Annotated in this window: 16 protein-coding genes and 1 pseudogene; 12 read left to right on the top strand and 5 right to left on the bottom strand. The window is 71.0% G+C overall.

Features of this window, described 5'->3' with window-relative positions; all coding sequences use genetic code 11:
• The first annotated feature begins 42 nt into the window (after window positions 1-42).
• The 9 genes and pseudogenes from AB0M08_RS09560 to AB0M08_RS09600 all read left to right on the top strand — a co-directional run bounded on the left by AB0M08_RS09560 (window position 43) and on the right by AB0M08_RS09600 (window position 11,026).
• Entirely contained in the window at window positions 43-1,347 is a 1,305-nt protein-coding gene (locus AB0M08_RS09560; protein WP_364490934.1) for an efflux RND transporter periplasmic adaptor subunit, read from the top strand.
• Window positions 1,348-1,449: 102 nt separating this feature from the next.
• On the top strand, window positions 1,450-2,175 hold the full coding sequence (locus AB0M08_RS09565) for a response regulator transcription factor (RefSeq protein ID WP_364490936.1): 726 nt from the start codon (window positions 1,450-1,452) through the stop codon (window positions 2,173-2,175).
• Window positions 2,176-2,213: 38 nt separating this feature from the next.
• On the top strand, window positions 2,214-3,740 hold the full coding sequence (locus AB0M08_RS09570; RefSeq protein WP_364490938.1) for a HAMP domain-containing sensor histidine kinase: 1,527 nt from the start codon (window positions 2,214-2,216) through the stop codon (window positions 3,738-3,740).
• A gap of 83 nt (window positions 3,741-3,823) precedes the next feature.
• Window positions 3,824-5,029: a biotin/lipoyl-binding protein gene (locus AB0M08_RS09575; protein ID WP_364490940.1), complete on the top strand. Its 1,206-nt coding sequence runs from the start codon at window positions 3,824-3,826 to the stop codon at window positions 5,027-5,029.
• Window positions 5,026-5,709: pseudogene (locus tag AB0M08_RS09580) on the top strand (ABC transporter ATP-binding protein); the annotation flags it as partial. The gene AB0M08_RS09575 and the pseudogene AB0M08_RS09580, both read left to right, overlap by 4 nt.
• Before the next feature lie 173 nt (window positions 5,710-5,882).
• Window positions 5,883-7,097, top strand: a complete 1,215-nt coding sequence (locus tag AB0M08_RS09585; protein ID WP_364490942.1) for an ABC transporter permease — start codon at window positions 5,883-5,885, stop codon at window positions 7,095-7,097.
• Window positions 7,098-7,116: 19 nt separating this feature from the next.
• The gene (locus AB0M08_RS09590; RefSeq protein ID WP_364490944.1) at window positions 7,117-7,713 is read left to right on the top strand and encodes a hypothetical protein; all 597 of its coding nucleotides are present in this window, start codon (window positions 7,117-7,119) and stop codon (window positions 7,711-7,713) included.
• A gap of 126 nt (window positions 7,714-7,839) precedes the next feature.
• Complete coding sequence (locus tag AB0M08_RS09595; RefSeq protein WP_364490946.1) at window positions 7,840-10,626, top strand: LuxR family transcriptional regulator; 2,787 nt, start codon at window positions 7,840-7,842, stop codon at window positions 10,624-10,626.
• A gap of 169 nt (window positions 10,627-10,795) precedes the next feature.
• A complete protein-coding gene (locus AB0M08_RS09600) occupies window positions 10,796-11,026 on the top strand; it encodes a hypothetical protein (protein ID WP_364490948.1) in 231 nt (76 codons plus the stop codon).
• A gap of 551 nt (window positions 11,027-11,577) precedes the next feature.
• On the opposite strand, the gene AB0M08_RS09605 is transcribed toward AB0M08_RS09600, so the two are convergent.
• The 5 genes from AB0M08_RS09605 to AB0M08_RS09625 all read right to left on the bottom strand — a co-directional run bounded on the left by AB0M08_RS09605 (window position 11,578) and on the right by AB0M08_RS09625 (window position 15,352).
• The gene (locus tag AB0M08_RS09605; protein WP_364490950.1) at window positions 11,578-11,898 is read right to left on the bottom strand and encodes a hypothetical protein; all 321 of its coding nucleotides are present in this window, start codon (window positions 11,896-11,898) and stop codon (window positions 11,578-11,580) included.
• Window positions 11,862-13,040 (bottom strand): globin domain-containing protein, encoded by a 1,179-nt coding sequence (locus AB0M08_RS09610; protein ID WP_364490952.1) that lies wholly within the window; start codon window positions 13,038-13,040, stop codon window positions 11,862-11,864. The genes AB0M08_RS09605 and AB0M08_RS09610 overlap by 37 nt, the downstream gene beginning before the upstream one ends.
• 5 nt (window positions 13,041-13,045) lie before the next feature.
• Window positions 13,046-13,477 (bottom strand): Rrf2 family transcriptional regulator, encoded by a 432-nt coding sequence (locus AB0M08_RS09615; protein WP_364490954.1) that lies wholly within the window; start codon window positions 13,475-13,477, stop codon window positions 13,046-13,048.
• A 27-nt stretch (window positions 13,478-13,504) separates the two neighbouring features.
• Complete coding sequence (locus AB0M08_RS09620) at window positions 13,505-14,503, bottom strand: TerC family protein (RefSeq protein WP_364490956.1); 999 nt, start codon at window positions 14,501-14,503, stop codon at window positions 13,505-13,507.
• 87 nt (window positions 14,504-14,590) lie between these two features.
• The gene (locus AB0M08_RS09625) at window positions 14,591-15,352 is read right to left on the bottom strand and encodes a class III extradiol ring-cleavage dioxygenase (protein WP_364491253.1); all 762 of its coding nucleotides are present in this window, start codon (window positions 15,350-15,352) and stop codon (window positions 14,591-14,593) included.
• A gap of 415 nt (window positions 15,353-15,767) precedes the next feature.
• On the opposite strand from AB0M08_RS09625, the gene AB0M08_RS09630 reads away from it, so the two are divergent.
• Genes AB0M08_RS09630 through AB0M08_RS09640 form a run of 3 tightly spaced genes read left to right on the top strand, consistent with a single transcriptional unit; the run spans window position 15,768 to window position 18,596 of the window.
• On the top strand, window positions 15,768-16,421 hold the full coding sequence (locus AB0M08_RS09630; protein ID WP_364490958.1) for a GPP34 family phosphoprotein: 654 nt from the start codon (window positions 15,768-15,770) through the stop codon (window positions 16,419-16,421).
• Between the two features lie 46 nt (window positions 16,422-16,467).
• Entirely contained in the window at window positions 16,468-17,979 is a 1,512-nt protein-coding gene (locus tag AB0M08_RS09635) for an APC family permease (RefSeq protein WP_364490960.1), read from the top strand.
• Window positions 17,976-18,596 (top strand): GNAT family N-acetyltransferase, encoded by a 621-nt coding sequence (locus AB0M08_RS09640; RefSeq protein WP_364490962.1) that lies wholly within the window; start codon window positions 17,976-17,978, stop codon window positions 18,594-18,596. Before AB0M08_RS09635 ends, AB0M08_RS09640 begins: the two co-directional genes overlap by 4 nt.
• Window positions 18,597-18,650 lie beyond the last annotated feature (54 nt).

Below are 18,650 nucleotides of genomic sequence, written 5' to 3' on the forward strand. Positions count from 1 at the left end.
GACCGAGCCCGCGGCGAGGACGCTTCCCCACACTGCTCGACCATGGGTGTTGCACTGGCCGGTCGCCGGCGTTTGGTCTGGCTCGGCGTAGCGGTCGTCGTGCTCGCGTTGCTCGCTTATGGCGTGGTGCGTGCGCTGACGGCGGACGGCGCGGAAGAGAGTACGAAGGCGGCCGAGACCGCCACGGTGGACAAGGGTGCGGTCAGCACGGAGGTCGCGACGACCGGAACGCTGGCGGCGGCGCAGACGCGCAGCCTCTCGTTCACGGTCGACGGCACCGTGGAGACCGTCAAGGTCCGCGCCGGCACGACGGTCACCGCGGGCCAGGTGCTCGCGACGGTGGACGACACCGACGCGCAGGACGCCGTCGACGAGGCGCAGACCGCGCTCGACGACGCGGAGGACGCGCTCGACGAGGCCGAGGACTCCTCCTCCAGTTCGTCGACGACCACGTCGTGCTCGGACAGCACGGCCGCGTACAAGCTCCCGGAGGCCAAGGCCACCACGAGCCCGACCGCGACGGCCTCGCCCAGCGCGTCGGCGTCCGCCACGGCCACGGCGACGGCCACCGCGACGGCCACCGCCACCGCCACCGCGACGGCCACCTCGACCAAGACCAGCGGCAGTGGCAGCACGGGCGGCTCGGGCAGCGGCAGCCAGGGTGGCAGCGGCTCGTCCGACTGCGGCACCAGCGGCAGTGGCAGCGGCAGCGGCGGCAGCCAGGGTGGCGGCCAGAGCAGCAGCACCGACGCCATCCTCAGCGCGCAGCAGCGGGTCAACTCCGCGAAGGTGACCCTGGAGGAGAAGGAGGACGCCCTGGAGGGCGCCACCATCACCGCGCCGATCGCCGGCCGGATCCTCTCGGTCAGCGGCAAGGTCGGCAGCCAGGTCAGCTCCGGTTCGACCTTCATCAGCCTCGCCGACATCTACGACATGCAGATCACCGCCAGCTTCCCGGAGGCGGACGCCGACCACCTCGAGGTCAAGCAGAAGGCCGTGATCACCCTGGCCGACAAGCCGGGCGAGACCTTCGACGCCACGGTCGTCGAGTGCGACCCGGTCGGCACCAGCGACGGCACGCTGACCACCTTCGGCGTGGTGCTCTCCTTCGTCGACGCCCCGGACGACCTGCTGGTCGGCCAGAGCGCCCAGGCGAAGGTGACCACCGGCAGCGTGGCGGACGTCCTCCGGGTGCCCAGCACCGCGGTGCACGACGTCTCGGGCACCAGCGGCACGGTGCTCAAGAACGGTGTGGAGACGAAGGTGGAGATCGGTCTCCGCGGCGACCAGTACACTGAGATCTCCTCCGGCCTCGCGGAGGGTGACGTGGTCACCAAATCCTGGTGACGGTGACGAGGAGGCCGCCTCAGCGGCCTCCTCGGAGCCTCATAGCTCATTCAAAGAAAACGTTGATAGTTCTTTGCGGTGCTTTCCGATACCCGTGCTTCCATGACTCTCGGTGAACCGGCTGCGCGCACCACGCGCGTCCTCGTCGTCGATGACGAGCCGAACATCTCCGCGCTGCTCAGCGCCACGCTCCGGCTCGTCTCCTTCGATGTCCGGGTCGCCGAGACCGGGCACGCCGCCCTGGTGGCGGTGAGTGACTTCGAGCCCGACCTGATCGTGCTCGACGTGATGTTGCCGGACGTGGACGGTTTCGAGGTGGCCCGGCGGCTGCGCGCCGCGGGGTCCCGGGTCCCGGTCCTGTTCCTCACGGCGCGTGACGCCGTCGAGGACCGGATCCTCGGGCTCTCGGCCGGCGCCGACGACTACGTCACCAAGCCGTTCAGCCTCGAGGAGGTAGTGCTACGGATCCGCGCGATCCTGCGGCGCAGCCAGCCGGAGGAACCGACACCGGACACCGGGGTGCTCCGGTACGCCGACCTGGAGTTGGACGAGAACGCCCACGAGGTACGCCGGGCGGGCCGGCTGATCGAGCTGTCGCCGACCGAGTTCAACCTCCTGCGGTACCTGATGATCAACGCTGGCCGGGTGGTCAGCAAGGCACAGATTCTGGACAGGGTGTGGAAGTACGACTTCGGCGGCGACGGAAGGATCGTCGAGTCGTACGTCTACTATCTGCGCCGGAAGATCGACCGGACCGACCCGCCGCTGATCCACACCGTGCGCGGCGTGGGTTACGCACTCAGACTGCCCAGGGGCGGCGAGGATTAGCCTTCAGTCCGTTCAAGGGTGGTGGGAGGGGCGGTCGGATGGTGATTCCCAGCCGGCGTCCCTGGCGGCACTGGACCCTGCGGTCGCGCCTCGTCCTGGTCGTCGGCGCGCTCGCCGCGGTCGCGCTGATCGCGGCGAACCTCGCGGGACTCGTGCTGATCCGGAACTATCTCCAGGACCGGATCGACGAGCAGCTCACCCAGATGGCCCGGCCGATGGCCTTCGCGAGCCAGCAGCAACAGCAGCAGGACGACGGCCGGCTCTTCCCCCGCACCGGCCGGTTCACCCGGATCGGCCCGGACCAGGTGGGCTACATATACCTGGCCGACGGGACGCTCGACTCCGAGCACAGCTCGACCCCGGACGCCAGCCGCCCGACCACCCCGGAGATCGCCGAGGTGGCGAGCCGGGCGGCGACCGGACGGCCGTACACCGTGAACGCCCCGGACGGCACCGCGTGGCGTCTGTTCGCCATCCCGGTCGGTGACGACGGCGAGTACGTGCTCAGTGGTTCCTCCCTCCTCGAGGTCGAGCAGACCACCAACCGTCTCCTGATCATCGACGCCGGCGTGATGCTGCTGATACTGGCCCTGCTCGGGCTCGGCGCGGCCTTCGTGGTCCGTCTCGGCCTGCGCCCGCTCACCGAGATGGAGGACGCCGCCGCGGACATCTCCGGCGGCAACCTCGCCGGCCGGCTGCTCGCCGCCGACCCGCACACCGAGCCAGGCCGCCTGGGCCTGGCCCTGAACTCGATGCTGACCCGGATCGAGGCCGAGGTGAGCGCCCGGACCGCCTCCGAGCAGCGACTGCGCCAGTTCGTCGCGGACGCCTCGCACGAACTGCGCACCCCGCTCACCTCGATCCGCGGCTTCGCCGAGCTGTACCGGCGCGGCGGCGCCCCGCCGGGACCGCAGCTGGACGAGACGATGAGCCGGATCGAGGCCGAGGCCGGCCGGATGGGCGTCCTCGTCGAGGACCTGCTGATGCTGGCCCGGATGGACCGGCAGCGGACCCTGGACCTGCGCCGGATCGACCTGCTGGAGATCGCGGCGGACACCATCCGGGACGCGCACGCCCGCGCTCCGGGCCGCAAGGTGCTGCTCGCCGGGCTCAGCGACGACGAGGAGATCTTCGAGCCGGCCATCGTGCTCGGCGACGACCACGGGCTGCGCCAGATCGCCACCAATCTGGTGGCGAACGCGCTGAACCACACCCCGGAGGGGACCACGGTCACCGTACGGGTCGGGGTGGAGCGGAGCGCGGAACCCGAGGGCGCTGCGGCGTGCTCCGGTCCGGTCACTCTCGGTCCCGGTCTGCCGGTCGCCATCCTGGAGATCGAGGACGACGGCCCGGGGGTTCCGGCCGAGCACGCGTCACGGATCTTCGAACGGCTGTACCGCGCGGACTCCAGCCGGACCCGGGCCAGGGGTGGCGGATCCGGGCTCGGGCTCGCCATCGTCTCGGCGATAGTGGCTGGTCACGGCGGCTGGGTCGAGCTGCACGAGACGTTCGGCGGCGGTGCCACGTTCCGGGTTGTGCTGCCTGCTCTCGGTGACGCTGAGTAAAGCATTTGTATCCCCTGAGATTCTGAGCTGGCTCCCAGGTTGCGCCGAATCTCCTCCTAGGCCGTACACCGAGAGTGTGCGGCATGAAGGTACGCCTGAGCCGCCACCCGTCATTGGTGGTCAACGCCGTAATCGGCGTCGTGCTCGTCGCCGGCGCGATCGCGGCATACGAGACTTTTTCCGGTTCCGACGACGGGACGACGGCCGCCGCGTCCTCCGACCGTACGGTCACGGTCTCGCAGGGGACGGTCACCAAGACCGTCACCGCGGACGGCACCGTGGAGAGCGCGAGCACCGCGAGCGCCAGTTTCGAGACCAGCGGTACGGTCACGTCGATCAGCGTGAAGGTCGGTGACAAGGTCAAGAAGGGCCAGGTCCTGGCCAAGGTCGACCCGGCCGCCGCGAAGCGGACACTGGCCTCCGCCGAGGCCGACCTGGACGCCGCGAACGACGCGCTGGACCGCGCCGAGGACGCCGGCTCGGACACCACCGACGCGGAGAACTCGGTCGAGGAGGCCGAGCTCGCGGTCGACGACGCCGAGGCCGGCGTGACCGGTACGACCCTGAAGGCCCCGATGGCCGGCACCGTGACCGCGGTCAACGGCACCATCGGCGGCACCGCCTCCGGCACCGGGTCGTCGAGCTCCTCCTCCGGCGGTGGATCGTCCTCCGGCGGTTCGAGTTCGTCCTCCTCGTCCTCCTCGTCGAGCGGCTTCGTCGAGATCTCCGACCTGACCAAGATGCAGATCACCGCCTCCTTCGCCGAGGCGGACGCGACCGCGCTCAAGGAGGACCAGACCGCGGCCGTCACCTGGAACGCGCTGAGCGGCACCGAGGAGACCGCCAAGGTCACCGCGATCGACCCCTCCGGCAGCACCTCGAACAGCGTGGTCACCTACGGCGTCACGCTGACCCTGGACACGGTGCCGGACGGCGCCAAGGTCGGCCAGACCGTCTCGGTCGTGGTCACCACCGGCTCCAAGGAGAACGTGGTCTTCGTCAACTCGGCGGCGATCACCACGGTCGGCACCAAGCACACGGTCAGCGTCGTCAGCAACGGCGTCACCGAGACCCGCTCGGTCGAGATCGGCCTGGAGGGCGACTCCGGCACCGAGATCACCTCCGGTCTGACGGCCGGCGAGAAGGTCACCGTGAAGACCTCGACGACCACCAGCGACAGTGGCAGTCAGCAGGGAGGCATGATGGGCGGCGGCGGTCTCACCGGCGGCGGTGGCGGCAACTTCGGCGGTGGCGGTGGCGCTCCCGGTGGCGGCGGCGGTGGCCGATGAGCCGGCCGGTCCTGGAGGTCCGTGACCTCAAGAAGAGCTACGGCGAGGGCGAGGCGACGGTCCACGCCCTGCGGGGTGTCTCGATGACCGTGCACCGCGGCGACTACGTGGCGATCATGGGTTCGTCCGGCTCCGGCAAGTCGACCCTGATGAACATCCTGGGCGCCCTGGACATCCCCACCTCGGGCAAGTACCTGCTCGACGGCGTGGACGTCGGCGCGCTCTCCGACGGCCAGCTGGCGCTGGCCCGGAACCGGCTGATCGGCTTCATCTTCCAGTCGTTCAACCTGATCCCGCGGACCAGCGCGGTGGCCAACGTGGAGCTTCCGCTGGCGTACGCCGGCGTCAAGCCCAAGGAGCGCCGCCGCCGTGCCCTGGCGGCCCTGGACATCGTCGGTCTCGCGGACCGCGGCGACCACGAGCCGAACCAGCTCTCCGGTGGTCAGCAGCAGCGTGTCGCGGTGGCCCGGGCCCTGGTCACCGAGCCGGCCCTGCTGCTCGCCGACGAGCCCACCGGTAACCTCGACTCCAAGTCGACCGACGACGTGCTGCAGGTCTTCGACGACCTCAGCGCCGCCGGCAAGAACATCGTGATCATCACGCACGAGGACGAGGTCGGCGCCCGCGCCAAGCGGCTGATCCGCCTGGTCGACGGCGGCATCGTCACCGACAACCGGCAGTCCCCGATCGAGCTCCCGCCGATCGGCGCGGCCGCCGCGCACGCCCGCGTGCAGTCGGTCGCCGCCGGTCACGTGGCGGCCGGGCACGGCGTCACCTCGCGGCCGCACGAGTCGCCGTACGCGGCGCCGACCGGCCGGGCGTCGGTCAACATGGGTGGGGGTCGGCACACCGCATGAGCTTCTTCGAGGTCGTCCGGTTCTCCCTGCGGGGGCTCTCGGCCAACAAGCTGCGCTCCGCGCTGACCATGCTCGGCATCCTGATCGGTGTCGCCGCGGTCATCCTGCTGGTCGCGGTCGGTAACGGCTCGGCCAAGGCGATCAGCGACCGGATCGAGGCGCTGGGCACCAACACCATCACCGTGATGAGCACCGGCCGCGGCGGTTCCAGCAGCACGGCGCTGACCAAGAAGATGGCCGACGCTCTGATCGACCCGGAGCTGGCGCCGGACATCAAGTCGGTGTCGCCGGTGGTGAGCGCCTCCTCGGCGACCATGACGTACGAGGGCACCGACCACTCGGTCGGCACCTTCGTCGGCACCACGCCGGACTGGTTCACCGCCTCCAGCACCCCGGTCGGCACCGGGGCGATGTTCACCGAGGACGACGTGAACCAGGGCCGCCGGGTCGTGGTGATCGGCCAGACCGTGGCCGAGGAGCTCTTCCCCGGGGTCGACCCGATCGACAAGCAGGTCACCGTCAGCGGCGCGCTCTTCACCATCGTCGGTGTGCTGGAGGAGAAGAGCAGCTCCACCGGGCAGTCCGACTCCAACGACACGGCGGTCGCGCCGCTCACCGCGGTGCAGCAGGTGCTCTCCGGTTACGGGTCGCTGAGCTCGATCATCGTCGAGGCCAAGGACTCCGACAACGTGGACCTGGTGGAGAGCGAGGTCTCCACGATCCTGGACCAGCAGCTGAACGTCGACTCCTCGTCGTCGGACAGCAGCAGTACGCCGTACCGGATCCAGAACGCCTCCTCGCTGCTGGAGACGCAGACCGAGACCGCCGACACGTTCACCACGCTGCTCGGCGCGGTCGCCGCGATCAGCCTGCTGGTCGGCGGCATCGGCATCACCAACATCATGCTGGTCACGGTGACCGAGCGGACCCGGGAGATCGGCATCCGCAAGGCGCTCGGCGCACCCCGCCGGGTGATCCTGACCCAGTTCCTGATCGAGGCCAGTCTGTTGAGCGTGCTCGGCGGCGGCCTCGGTGTGGCGGCCGCGCTGATCGGCGCCCATTTCGAGATCGTCGGCGTCAAACCGGTGATCGTGCCCAGTTCGATCGGGTACGCCCTGGGTGTGTCCATCGCGATCGGGCTGTTCTTCGGCGGTCTGCCCGCCGCCCGCGCCGCCCGCCTGCGTCCCATCGACGCGCTGCGCTACGAGTGAGGACTCTGCTGTGAACCGGATGAACGACGAGACCGCCCTGCTGCCGACCGTACCGGCCGGTTCGGTCGGACCGACCGAGCCCGAGGACTCGGACCACGAGGGCCTCGCCAAGGAGCTCGCCGCGGCGGCTCCGAAGAAGTGGTGGAACAAGGCCACCATCGGCCTCGCCGCGGCCGCGGTCCTGATGGGCGGCTTCCTCGGCGGCGTCTACTCCCAGAAGCAGTGGGGCACGTCGTCCGCCGCCGCCGGCGGGATGGGCGGCAGCGGCCGGTCCGGCTCGGGCGGCTTCCCCAGCGGGATGAGCGCGAGCGGCATGCCGGGTGGCGGCGGCTTCGGCCAGGGCACCGGCACCGGTACGGGCACCGGCACCGGTACCGACGCGGCGGCGAGCTCCGGCACCACGGGCACCGTCAAGCTGGTCACCGGCACGACCATCTACGTGCAGACCGCGGACGGCAGCGTCGTCACGGTCAAGACCAGCGACGACACCACCGTGTCGACCGCGACGAAGGGCAAGCTCAGCGACGTCAAGGCGGGCGACTCGATCACCGTCACCGGCGAGTCCGCCACCGACGGCTCGGTCACCGCTAAATCAGTGACGTCACAGAGCAAGTAGTTGAGTAAGGAATCCGACAGGATTCGAGGTGTGATGATTCCGAACATCCCGGATCAGTTACACCCATTGATGACCGCGCACTCGCTCCCTAGGCTGAGCCCAGCTCAGACCTAGGGGGTGAGCCGCGTGCCGCGCGACGCGCCCGCACTGCACGGCCGGGCCGCGTTGCTCGCGGAGATCGACGCGAGGCTCGCGGCCGGTGGCGGGGTGGCCCTGTACGGACCACCCGGCATCGGCCGGACAGCGCTGCTCGACACCGTCGCCGACCAGGCGGCGGCCCGCGGGGAGTTGGTCCTTCGCCTGCGCCCGGCGTACGTCGAGCGCGCCATCGCGTACGCCGGAGTCGCCGACCTCGTCCGGCAGGTCCCGGCGGAGGCCCTCGCCGCCCTCGCCCCGGCCTCCCGCAACGCCCTCGCCGCCCTGCGCCAGGGCCGCCCGCCCCGCTCCGGCGCACCCGCGCTGGCCCGGCGGCTGATGCTCCCCGCCCTGCTCGCGCACTGCGCCCGCAGCTCACCGGTGCTGCTCGTGCTCGACGACGCGCAGTGGCTCGACCCGCACTCCGCGGAGCTGATCGGGTTCGCGATGCGCCGCCGGCCCGGCCCGCGGATCCGGATGATCGCCGCCGAGCGCCGCCCGGACCACACCAGCCGGCGCCCCGACCACACCAGCCGGCGCGTGGTCCGGCTCTGCCCCGCGCCCGCCGCCGAGATCCCGGTGCCGCCGCTGGAGCCGGACGACCTCACCGCCCTGCTCGAGGCCCGGGGCCTGCCGTGCCGTACGGCGAGCCGCCTGCACGAGGCGAGCGCCGGCAACCCGTTCCTCGCCCTCTCCCTGGGCGGCGCGGTCACCCACGGCCCCGCCTGGCGGCCCGCACCGCTCCCCGAGGACGCCCGCGACCTGGCCCGGGACCGCCTCTCCTGCCTCTCCGCCGAGGTCCGCGCCACCCTGCTGACCGCCGCGCTCGCCACCGAGCCCACCCTCACCCTGCTGCTGCGGGCCGGGCGCGACGACGCCGACCGCGAGCTGCGGCTGGCCGCCGCGGCCGGCGTGATCGAGACGAACGGCGAGGCGCTGCGCTTCACCCCGCCGCTGCTCGCCCAGGTGCTGGTCGACGAGACGCCCGCGGTGGAGCGGGCCCGGACGCACGCCGTGCTCACCGACGCCGCCCTGGACCCGGTCACCGCGCTCTGGCACCGGGCCCTGCGCAGTGCCCGCCCGGACACCGTGGTCGCCCGCAAGCTGGCCGAGACCGCCGAGCGCTGCGCGGCCCGCGGCGACGACCGCAACGCCGCCGAGTTCTACCTGCTCGCCGCCGACCGCTGCCCGCCCGGGCTGATCGCCGACCGGCTCGACTGGCTGGTCGCGGCCGCGCGTACGGCGGTCACCGGAGGCGCCCCCGCGCTCGCCGGCCGCGCCGCCGAGGCGGTGATCGCCGCCGACGCACCGGCCGGGCACCGGGTCCGCGCCCGGGTCGTCCTGATAGACCTCGCCGGTCAGGCGCTCGCCGACATGGGCGAGATGTTCGCCGCCGCGCTCGCCGAGGCCGGTGACGACCCGGCCCTGGCGGCCCCGGTCCGGCTCCGGCTGACCTGGGCCGCGTTCCTCACCGGCGATCTGGACGGCGGTTTCGCCGAGGCCCGCCGCGCCGAGCAGGCCGCCATCCTGGCCGGCGACCCGACCACCGAGGCGATGGCGCTCAGCATCCTCGCCCAGATCCAGCGGATGCGCGGCGAGCCCGAGTGGCGCGCCACCCTGGACCGGGCCCGCGCACTGCCCGCCACCCCCGCGCCCGACTGGCTGCACTACGGCCCGCAGTACATGGCCGCCCGCTTCGCGCTCTTCGACGACCGTCTCGACGAGGCCCGTGCCGAGCTCCTGACGCTGCTCGCGGTCGCCGAGCACGACCGGGTCGGCGAGGCGAGGGTCGAGGTGCTGCGCAGCCTCTCGGAGGTGGCCACCAGGGCCGGCAGATGCAAAGAGGCCTTACGGTACGCCCACCGCGCCGTCGACGCCGCGCAACAGGCGGGCCTGAGTCCCGGCCCGACGTGGTACACCGCCGCCGTCGCCGAGCTCGCCGGTGGCACCCTCGCCGGGGCCGCCGGGTTCGCCCGCCGGGGCATCCGCGCCTCCGAACAGGAGGGTGACGGCCTCTACCTGCGCCGCAACCTGCACGCCCTGGGCCAGGCCGAGCTGCGCTCCGGTGACACCCGGGCCGCCGTGGCCACCCTGCGGCGGCTGCGCGACCTGGAGTCCGAATCCGGCAGCACCGACCCGTCGATCGTCCGCTGGCACGCCGACCTCGCCGCGGGCCTGGCCGCACTCGGCGAGCACGCGGAGGCCGCCGAGACCCTGGCCCGCGCCCGCAAGGCCGCCGAGATGGTCGGCAGCACCCCCGCGCTCGCCGGATACCTGGACCGGGCCGCGGCCATCGTGGAGTCCGAGTCCGGCCAGTCCGACACCGCGGTCGCCCTCTCCACCGCGGCCGCCGCGCTCTTCGAACAGCTCCGCCAGCCGGTCGAGCAGGCACACGCACTGCTGGTCGCCGGCGGCGCCGAACGCCGCCGCCGCCGGTACGCCGCCGCCCGGGTCGCGATCGGCGCCGCGCTCGCCATCTTCCTCGCCGCCGATGCCCGTCCGTGGGCCGAGGAGACCGAGCGCGCCCTGGCCCGCACCGAGGGCACGATCGCCCCCGAGCAGGGTCTCACCTCGACGGAGCTGCGGATCGCCGGCATGGTCCGGGACGGCGCCAGCAACCGCGAGATCGCCAGCCGGCTGTACCTCAGCGTGAAGACGGTCGAGGCCACCCTGACCCGGGTCTACCGCAAGCTCGGCGTGCGCTCGCGAACCCAGCTCTCCTCCCGTCTGCAGGCTCTCGAGGGCCCCCCGGTGTCGGAGATCACCTCACCCGCCTGACCAGGCCGTTAGCGACGGAGAGTGACCCCGGTTACCGGGATCCGGTGGTGCCGATCACTTTCATCATCAGAGTTTTACCTGCTCGGTTTGGGGATGTCGCACGAACACGGCACTCTGGTACCCGGAAGCGACGAGGCTTTCTCCGTCACTATCCGTCAAGGAGTGCCCCATGCCGTTCATCCGTGAGATCCGCCGGACGATCACCACCCACCTCGCCGAGCGCCGCGAACACCGCCGCCTCGCCGACGAGCTGGCCGCCTTCCGCACCGCCGCGGAACGCACCGAGCTCGACCTGATCGTCGGCCGCCACACGGCCGAGGAGACCCGCGAGATCGAGGCCATCCTCAGCCGCCAGGACGCCGACCGCCGCTACCACTCCACCGTCCACTCCGCCTTCTGACCCTCCCCAGCCGCACGGCTCTCCAGAGCACACGGCTTTCCGGAACCGCTTGGCTTTCCGGAACCGCGCGGCTTTCCAGACCGCGCCGTATCCCGGGCGCGTTGCTCTCCGGGCGCGCAGCCTCCGGACCGAGCTGATCAGTTCCGGACCGCAATGTCCTGGACTGATCGCGACCGGGGTGATCAGATGGCGATGGTGATCGATCGGTGACCCCGGTCGTCGACGAACCTCGGGCCGAGCACCGGCCCGACGGGTGACGCCTCTACCGGCCCGGACCGTCCCCGGACCACAGAGGCACTCACCTTAAGGACCGCCCCCGCCCGGGTTCGCCGGGGCGGGGGCGTTTCGCTCCCGGCTCCCGGCTGGCCCTGTGGTGTCCCTCAGCCCTCGCGAGACACTCCCCAGCACCAGCCACCCGGTCTTGGCCGGCCCTGTGGGGTGCCTCGCGGGCCTGGAGACACCCCCCCAGCGCCAGCCGGAACCGGGCACCTGTCGACGGCGCCTGAAAACCGGTTTCGAGCGTCCTTGACAGGGCCGTCGCGACGGTCAGGTCAGCGCGGACTCCGGCTCTCGGACCACTGTGGGCCACGCGTGAACGCCAGCCGCGGCCACGCGGCTGGTGCCCACGCATGGAATGGCCGGGTGATTACCTGAGTGGTCGCCAGCCGGTGGTCGGCGAGCGCCGCTCGTGCCCCCTCGGCTGGTGACCAGGTGTGGAAAGACGAGCGCGATACACCCGTCGCCACCAGCCGGGTGAAGAGGGCCAGCCGGGTGAAGAGGGACAGCCGGGTGAAGAGGGACAGCCGGGTGAAGAGGGCCAGCTGGGTGAAGAGGATCAGGCGGCGGTGGGGAGCGGAGCGGGAGTGCGCCACTGCTCGGATCCGAACACCTCGTAGTGGATGCGCTCCTCCGGTACCCCGCGACGGTGCAGCGCCGCGCGCACCGTCTGCATGAACGGAACCGGACCGCACAGGTAGACCTCGGCCCCCGGGTCCAGCGGGACGGCGTCCGGGTCGATCCGGCCGTCGGTCGACTCGTACCAGGTCAGATGCTGGAAGGAGCGCAACCGCGCCCCGTTCGCCGTGGTGTCGACGATCAGCGGGTGCCGGGCGGGGGAGCGGTCCGCGTGCACCGCCGTGACCCGCCGGGTGGGCTGGGTACGCGCCACGTGGTCGAGGATCGCCGCCATCGGTGTGATCCCGACTCCCGCGCTGATCAGCAGCAGCGGATCATCGCCGGACCGCAGGACCAGATCGCCGTACGGCTGACTGAGCCGCAGCGTGTCCCCGGCCCGGACCACGTCGTGCAGGTGGCCGGAGACGGCGCCGCCCGGGACGCGCCGCACGGTGATCCGCAGCGAGCCGCCGCCCGGCGCCTGGGAGAGCGAGTACTGCCGTAGCTGCCGCGAACCGTCGGGCAGGTCGGCGGCGACCGTCACGTACTGGCCGGGGCGGAAGTCCGGCGCGGGCCCGCCGTGTGCCGGGGTCAGCACGAACGAGACGGTCTCCTCGGCCTCGTCGACCCGGCTGGCGACCAGGTACTCGCGCCACGGGTCCTCCCCGGTGACCCCGGCGGTGGCGTAGATCCGGGCCTCCCGGCCGATCAGCCGGACCGCGAAGAGCCAGTACACCTCGTCCCAGGCGGCGGCGATCTCCGGCGTGACCGCGTCGCCGAGGATCGTGCCGACCGCGCCGAGCAGGTACTTGCCGACCATCGCGTACTGCTCGGGGGTGATGCCGAGGGCGCAGTGCCGCTGGGCGATCCGGTCCACGATGTGCTCGAACGTGGCGGGTGAAGGCCCCGCGCCGATCAGGTGGGACGCGAACGCGGCGACCGCGCCGCCCAGGGCGGAACGCTGCTCGCCGGTCGCCTGGGCGCTGCGGCTGAAGAGGTCGAGCAGCGCCGGGTTCTCGCCGAGCATCGTCGCGTAGAAGGTCTCGGAGATCGCGTCGAGGTGTTCCGCGACGACCGGCAGGGTCGCTGCGACGATCGGCGTGCTGGAGGCGGAGAGCATGCGCGTCAGCTCCTTGAGGAGAGGGTGAGCAGCACCTGGCGGGCCGGCGGATCGGTCAGCTCGCCGACGGTGATCGGGTCGAGTGCGACGTAGAACGCCTCCTGAGCCGCGCGCAGCGCGCCCCTCAACCGGCAGCCCCGGTTGAGGGGGCAGGGCGTGTCGCCCTCGCACTGCACGACCTCGGCGTCGCCCTCCAGCTCGCGGACGACGGCGCCGATCGACGCGGTGTGCGCGGCGGGGGCGAGGCGGACGCCGCCGTTGCGGCCGCGGACCGTCGAGAGGAGGCCGAGGTGCTGCAGGCGCTGGACCACCTTGGCGAGGTGGTGCCGGGGCACGTCGAGCGACTCGGCGAGGCGGTCGACGGTCAGCAGGTCATCGGTGACCGCGCCCAGCATGAGGACGCGGAGACCGATGTCCGTGGAACGGTTCAGTCGCACGAGATCGACGATAGCTAAAAGAAGACTCTAGGACTCCTCTTTATGAGGCTGCTCACGGAGACTGCCGGCGTGTGCCTTGAGTGACGGATCTTTACCGGATTTGATCAGGCTGGCCACCGTGGTGATCACCAGGATGCCGATGATCACGGCGAGCGAGACCGGGGTGCCGACCTCCGGTACCGCGTGGCTCAGGTCCTTGTGCGCCCAGTGCAGCACCAGCTTGACGCCGATGAACGCGAGGATCACCGCGAGCCCGGTGGAGAGGTAGACCAGTCTGTCCAGCAGGCCCTTGACCAGGAAGAAGAGGGCGCGCAGGCCGAGCAGGGCGAACGCGTTGGCGACGAAGACGATGTACGCCGACTCGGTCACGCCGAAGACCGCGGGGATCGAGTCGAGGGCGAAGAGGATGTCCGTGCTGCCGATCGCGAGCAGGACCAGGAAGAGCGGGGTGACCATGCGGCGGCCGTCGACCCGCGTGATCATCTTGCCCTCGACGTACTCCTCGGTGACCGGAAGCAGCCGGCGGCCCGCCCGGACCAGGCCGTTGTCCTCGATGCTGGGGTCCTCGTCGCGATGCCGGAAGAGCTGTACCGCCGTGTAGATCAGGATCAGCCCGAAGATCAGGAACATGAACGAGAAGAGGTTGAGCAGCGCCGCCCCGAGCGCGATGAAGACGACGCGCAGCACCAGCGCGATGATGATCCCGAAGGTGAGCACCTCCTGCTGGTAGCGCTCCGGGACGGCGAAACTGCTCATGATGATGACGAAGACGAAGAGATTGTCGACCGACAGGCTCTTCTCCACGATGTATCCGGCGAAGTACTCGGTGCCGTGATCCCAGCCCGCGACGCTGCCGAAGACCACCCCGAAGGCGATCGCGACGGCGATGTAGAAGATCGACCATCCCGCGGCCTCGCGGAATCCGACGACGTGCGGACGCAGCACCCCCAAGGTCAAATCGAGGGCGAGCAGGGCGACGATGACACCGATCGTCAGGGTCCAGCCGAGCGCGTTGACCTCTAGCATGCTTTCCAGGATCTCGGAAGATACTGCGAAGATCCTGAATAACAGACTTATAGACCCCTTTCCGGTACGTCCGAGCCGCGCTCGCTGTCAGCCGGTGACGAACGAGCGCTTCGCCAGGCCCATCCAGAACCCGTCGATCGGCTGGTCCGCCGGCTGCTCCGGATCACCCGAGGCGCCCAGCGTCAGGAACATCGGCGCGAAGTGCTCGATGGTCGGGTGCGCGTACGGCATCCCGGGCGCCACCGACCGGAAGTCCGCCAGCTCGTCGACGGCGCCCCGGGCGAGGGTCTCCGCGGCCCACGCGTCGAACTCCCGGGACCACCCGGGCGCCGCCGCGTCGGGCCGCCAGTCGCGCAGGAACGGCAGACCGTGCGTGGTGAAACCGGAGCCGACGATGAGCACGCCCTCGTCACGCAGCGGCGCGAGCCGGGCGCCGAGTTCGAGGAGCCGGTCGGGCTCGGTGGTGGGCAGCGACATCTGCAGCACCGGGATGTCCGCCTCCGGGTACATCACGGTGAGCGGCACGTACGCCCCGTGGTCGAGACCCCGGTTCGTCCGGGCGACGGTCTCCCCGTCCGGCATCAGCGCGGCGACCTGATCGGCGAGCACCGGTGCGCCGGGAGCGCGGTACTGCACCTCGTAGTAGTGCCGGGCGAAGCCGCCGAAGTCGTACACCAGCGGAACGGTCTCGGTGGCGCCGAGCATCAGCGGTGCCGACTCCCAGTGTGCCGAGGCCATCAGGATCGCCTTCGGCCGCGGAAGGGTGGCGGCGAGCTCGCGCAACTGCGCCACCCAGGTGGGGTCGTCCACCAGGGGCGGCGCACCGTGGCTCAGGAACAGGGTGGGCATCCGCACGGTGACCTCCGTTGAAGCTTCAACTAATAGGGCTACTGTACGCCGAATTAGTTGATCCCGCAAATAAGTACTCTCCGTGATGTTGCATCGGCGTCCATCGTTACGCTTCGTCTCGGGGTCGCGGGTGGCTTGAGATCAACGATTTTGAATTAATAAACTTCTAAGGGGACGTTCGCGTACCGAACTTTTATTGATCAACGCTCAACCACGCTGCGCAGCTCTGTGATCAACTTCTGCCACAGTGGAGAGCGCGAATCCGGCATTTGGACGTTGCAACAAGCGCCCGGGTTTGGCAGGCTACACGCGGTCGCGCTGCGGGGAGCGCTCCGTAGTTGCTTCGTGAAACCTCACCATGATTACTCAGGGTGAAATACGCGGGCATTCCTTAGCGTCGAGAGGAGACACCGCCGTGGCGTCGCCGCCGCAGCTTCCGCCCGCGGACGACCTGTTCCTGGTCGCGCACGACTCGATCCGTGGTAAATCCCTGCTCACCCCGGTCACCCTGGGGCTGGGCCTGGGCTCCGCGCTGCTCGGCGAGCTCATGCTCTGGCGCAGGATCGACCTGGTCGAGACCGAGCTGCAGGTCATCGACGAGCGCCCGACCGGCGACGCGGCGACCACCGCCCTCCTCGAGCAGATCCGCCGGGAGGCCGGCCAGCACGGCGTACGCAACTGGATCGCCTACCTCTCCACCGGCATCGCCACCGACCTGGTCGAGCGCCGCCTGGCCCGGGCCGGCCTGATCAAGCGGGTCGAGAAGCGCAGCCTGCTCGGCGGCACCAAGGTCTCCTTCGTGCCGGCCGACTCGATGACCGCGGGCTGGCCGGCCACCCGGATCCGTACCAAGGTCGGCCGGGACGAGCAGCTCGACGTGGCCGACCTGCTGCTCTCCGGCCTGATCCTCGCCACCGGCCTGGACCAGCACGTGCTCGCCAGCCTCGAGGCCCGCGACCGCACCCGGCTGTTCGAGCAGTTCCGCCGGCTCTTCCCGGCGATGCTCCAGCAACTCGTCGCGCACGCCGAGGCCGCCGTCGGCGACGCCGTGATGGCCCGCCGCGCCTGAAGCTCCACCGAAACACCCACCCCCCATTTAAAAACTGGAGATACGCGTGTCTTCGACCGCAACCTCACCCGCGGAGAGCCAGCTCTCCAACGCTCTCGCCCGAGACCGGCTCGGCGTCGCCGCGGTGGTCTTCTTCGTGATGTCGGCCGCCGCGCCGCTCACCGTCGTCGCCGGTGTCGTGCCCACCGGCATCGCGGTGACCAGCCTGACCGGCATCTCGATCGCGTTCGTCGCCGTCGCCCTCGTCCTGGGCGTCTTCTCGGTCGGCTACGTGGCGATGGCCCGGCACATCTCCAACGCCGGCGCGTTCTACGCGTACGTCGCCCGTGGCCTGGGCCGTCCGGCGGGTGTCGGCGCCTCGTGGATGGCGCTGCTCGCGTACAACATGTTCCAGGTCGCCTCGTACGGCGGTTTCGGCGCCATCGCGCAGCCGCTCTTCCTGGACTGGTTCGGCGTCGACGCCCCGTGGTGGGCGCTGGCCCTGGTCGTCTGGGCGCTCGTCGCCGTGCTCGGTGTCCGGGACGTCGCGGTCAACGGCAAGGTGCTCGCCACCCTGCTGGTCGCCGAGATCATCCTGACCGTGCTGTTCAGCCTCGCCGAGATCACCTCGTCGAGCTTCCACCCGTCGTCCGCGCCGCTCGACCCGGGCACCCTGACCGGTGCCGGCTCCGGCGCGCTGCTGGTCATGGCGATCACCGGCTTCGTCGGCTTCGAGCAGTCGGTGGTCTTCAGCGAGGAGTCGCGGGACCCGCGGCGTACGGTCTCCCGGGCCACGTACATCTCGATCGCGATGATCGCGGTGCTCTACGCGTTCGCCTCCTGGGCGATGATCTCCGCCGCCGGCCCGGACGAGGTCGTCGCGCGGGCCGGCGCCGAGGGCCCGGACCTCTTCTTCAACCTGGCCTCGGACACCATCGGCTCGGCCGCGCTGCACGCCGGCCACGCGCTCTTCCTGACCTCGCTGATCGCCGCGATGATCTCGTTCCACAACATCATCTCGCGGTACCTCTTCTCGCTCGGCCGTGAGGGCGTCGTCCCGCGCATGTTCGGCCGTACGGTCCCCGGCACCGGTGCCCCGAAGAACGGCTCGCTGGCCCAGTCCGTGGTCGGCCTCGTCGTCATCGTGGTCTTCGCGGTGATGGGCTGGGACCCGCTGGTCCAGCTCTTCTTCTGGGGCGGCACCGGCGGCGGCCTCGGCGTGCTGCTGCTGATCACGCTGACCGCGTTCGCCGTCATCGGCTACTTCGCCCGCAACTCCGACGGCGAGGACGTCCTGCACCGGGTCGTCGCCCCGGTCGTCGGCGCGGTGCTGCTGGTGGTCATGTCGTACCTGGCGCTGGACAACATCGCCACGCTGCTCGGTGTCGAGCCCGGCAGCACCCCGGCCCTCGTGGTGCCCGCCTCGTTCGCCGTACTGCTGGTCGGCGGCATGGTCTGGGCGTTCTTCCTGAAGGCCGCCCGCCCGCAGGTCTACCAGGGCATCGGCCTCGGCGCGAACAGCGCGACCAGCGGCGGCGGTGGCTTCGCGGCGGCGCTGAACGCGGAGGAGAACCGGTGAGCGACGCCGCCATCCCCCCGGCCCGCATCCGTCCGGCCCGTGCGGACGAGATCGCCGCGGTCGGTGCCCAGGTCTCGAACTCCTTCGACGACCTCGCCGCGGACGCGTACCTGATCCCGGTCCCGGCGGACCGGGAGCGCCTGATGGCCGCGTTCTTCACGCTGGAGACCGAGAACGCCTTCCGTCAGGGCCGGGTCGAGGTCGTCGATCACCCGGACGGCGGCTACGCGGCCGTCGCCGTGTGGTTCGACCGGACCCAGCCGCTGGCCGAGCCGGAGGGCTACATGGAGCGCCTCGCCGCGGCCGTCGGCGAGCACATCGACCGCTTCGGCGAGCTGGGTGAGCTCTTCGAGAAGAACCACCCGGCCGACCCGCACTGGCACCTGGCGTTCCTCGCGGTCCGCCGCGGCGAGCAGAGCCGGGGCCTGGGCGGCCTGCTGATGAAGAACGTCCACGACGGTCTCGACGCCGAGGGCCTGCCCGCGTACCTGGAGGCGACCAACCCGGACAACGTCCGGCTCTACCGCCGCTACGGGTACCAGGACATGGACCCCTTCGAGATGTACCTGCCGGACGGCACCGCGTTCTACCGGATGTGGCGCCCGCCGGCGTCCTGACCGGACACGCACCGGGAGGGGTATGGGCTCAGTGCCCGTACCCCTCCTGCCGTT

Origin of the sequence: Actinoplanes sp. NPDC051851, from assembly GCF_040681165.1 — a bacterium.
In the GTDB taxonomy this organism is placed as follows: domain Bacteria; phylum Actinomycetota; class Actinomycetes; order Mycobacteriales; family Micromonosporaceae; genus Actinoplanes.

Excerpts from the sequence above, each read along its gene's own strand:
- AB0M08_RS09560 (WP_364490934.1), top strand. The coding sequence starts at position 43 with ATGGGTGTTGCACTGGCCGGTCGCCGGCGTTTGGTCTGGCTCGGCGTA.
- AB0M08_RS09565 (WP_364490936.1), top strand. The coding sequence starts at position 1,450 with ATGACTCTCGGTGAACCGGCTGCGCGCACCACGCGCGTCCTCGTCGTC.
- AB0M08_RS09570 (WP_364490938.1), top strand. The coding sequence starts at position 2,214 with ATGGTGATTCCCAGCCGGCGTCCCTGGCGGCACTGGACCCTGCGGTCG.
- AB0M08_RS09575 (WP_364490940.1), top strand. The coding sequence starts at position 3,824 with ATGAAGGTACGCCTGAGCCGCCACCCGTCATTGGTGGTCAACGCCGTA.
- AB0M08_RS09585 (WP_364490942.1), top strand. The coding sequence starts at position 5,883 with ATGAGCTTCTTCGAGGTCGTCCGGTTCTCCCTGCGGGGGCTCTCGGCC.
- AB0M08_RS09590 (WP_364490944.1), top strand. The coding sequence starts at position 7,117 with ATGAACGACGAGACCGCCCTGCTGCCGACCGTACCGGCCGGTTCGGTC.
- AB0M08_RS09600 (WP_364490948.1), top strand. The coding sequence starts at position 10,796 with ATGCCGTTCATCCGTGAGATCCGCCGGACGATCACCACCCACCTCGCC.
- AB0M08_RS09610 (WP_364490952.1), bottom strand. The coding sequence starts at position 13,040 with ATGCTCTCCGCCTCCAGCACGCCGATCGTCGCAGCGACCCTGCCGGTC.
- AB0M08_RS09620 (WP_364490956.1), bottom strand. The coding sequence starts at position 14,503 with ATGCTAGAGGTCAACGCGCTCGGCTGGACCCTGACGATCGGTGTCATC.
- AB0M08_RS09625 (WP_364491253.1), bottom strand. The coding sequence starts at position 15,352 with ATGCCCACCCTGTTCCTGAGCCACGGTGCGCCGCCCCTGGTGGACGAC.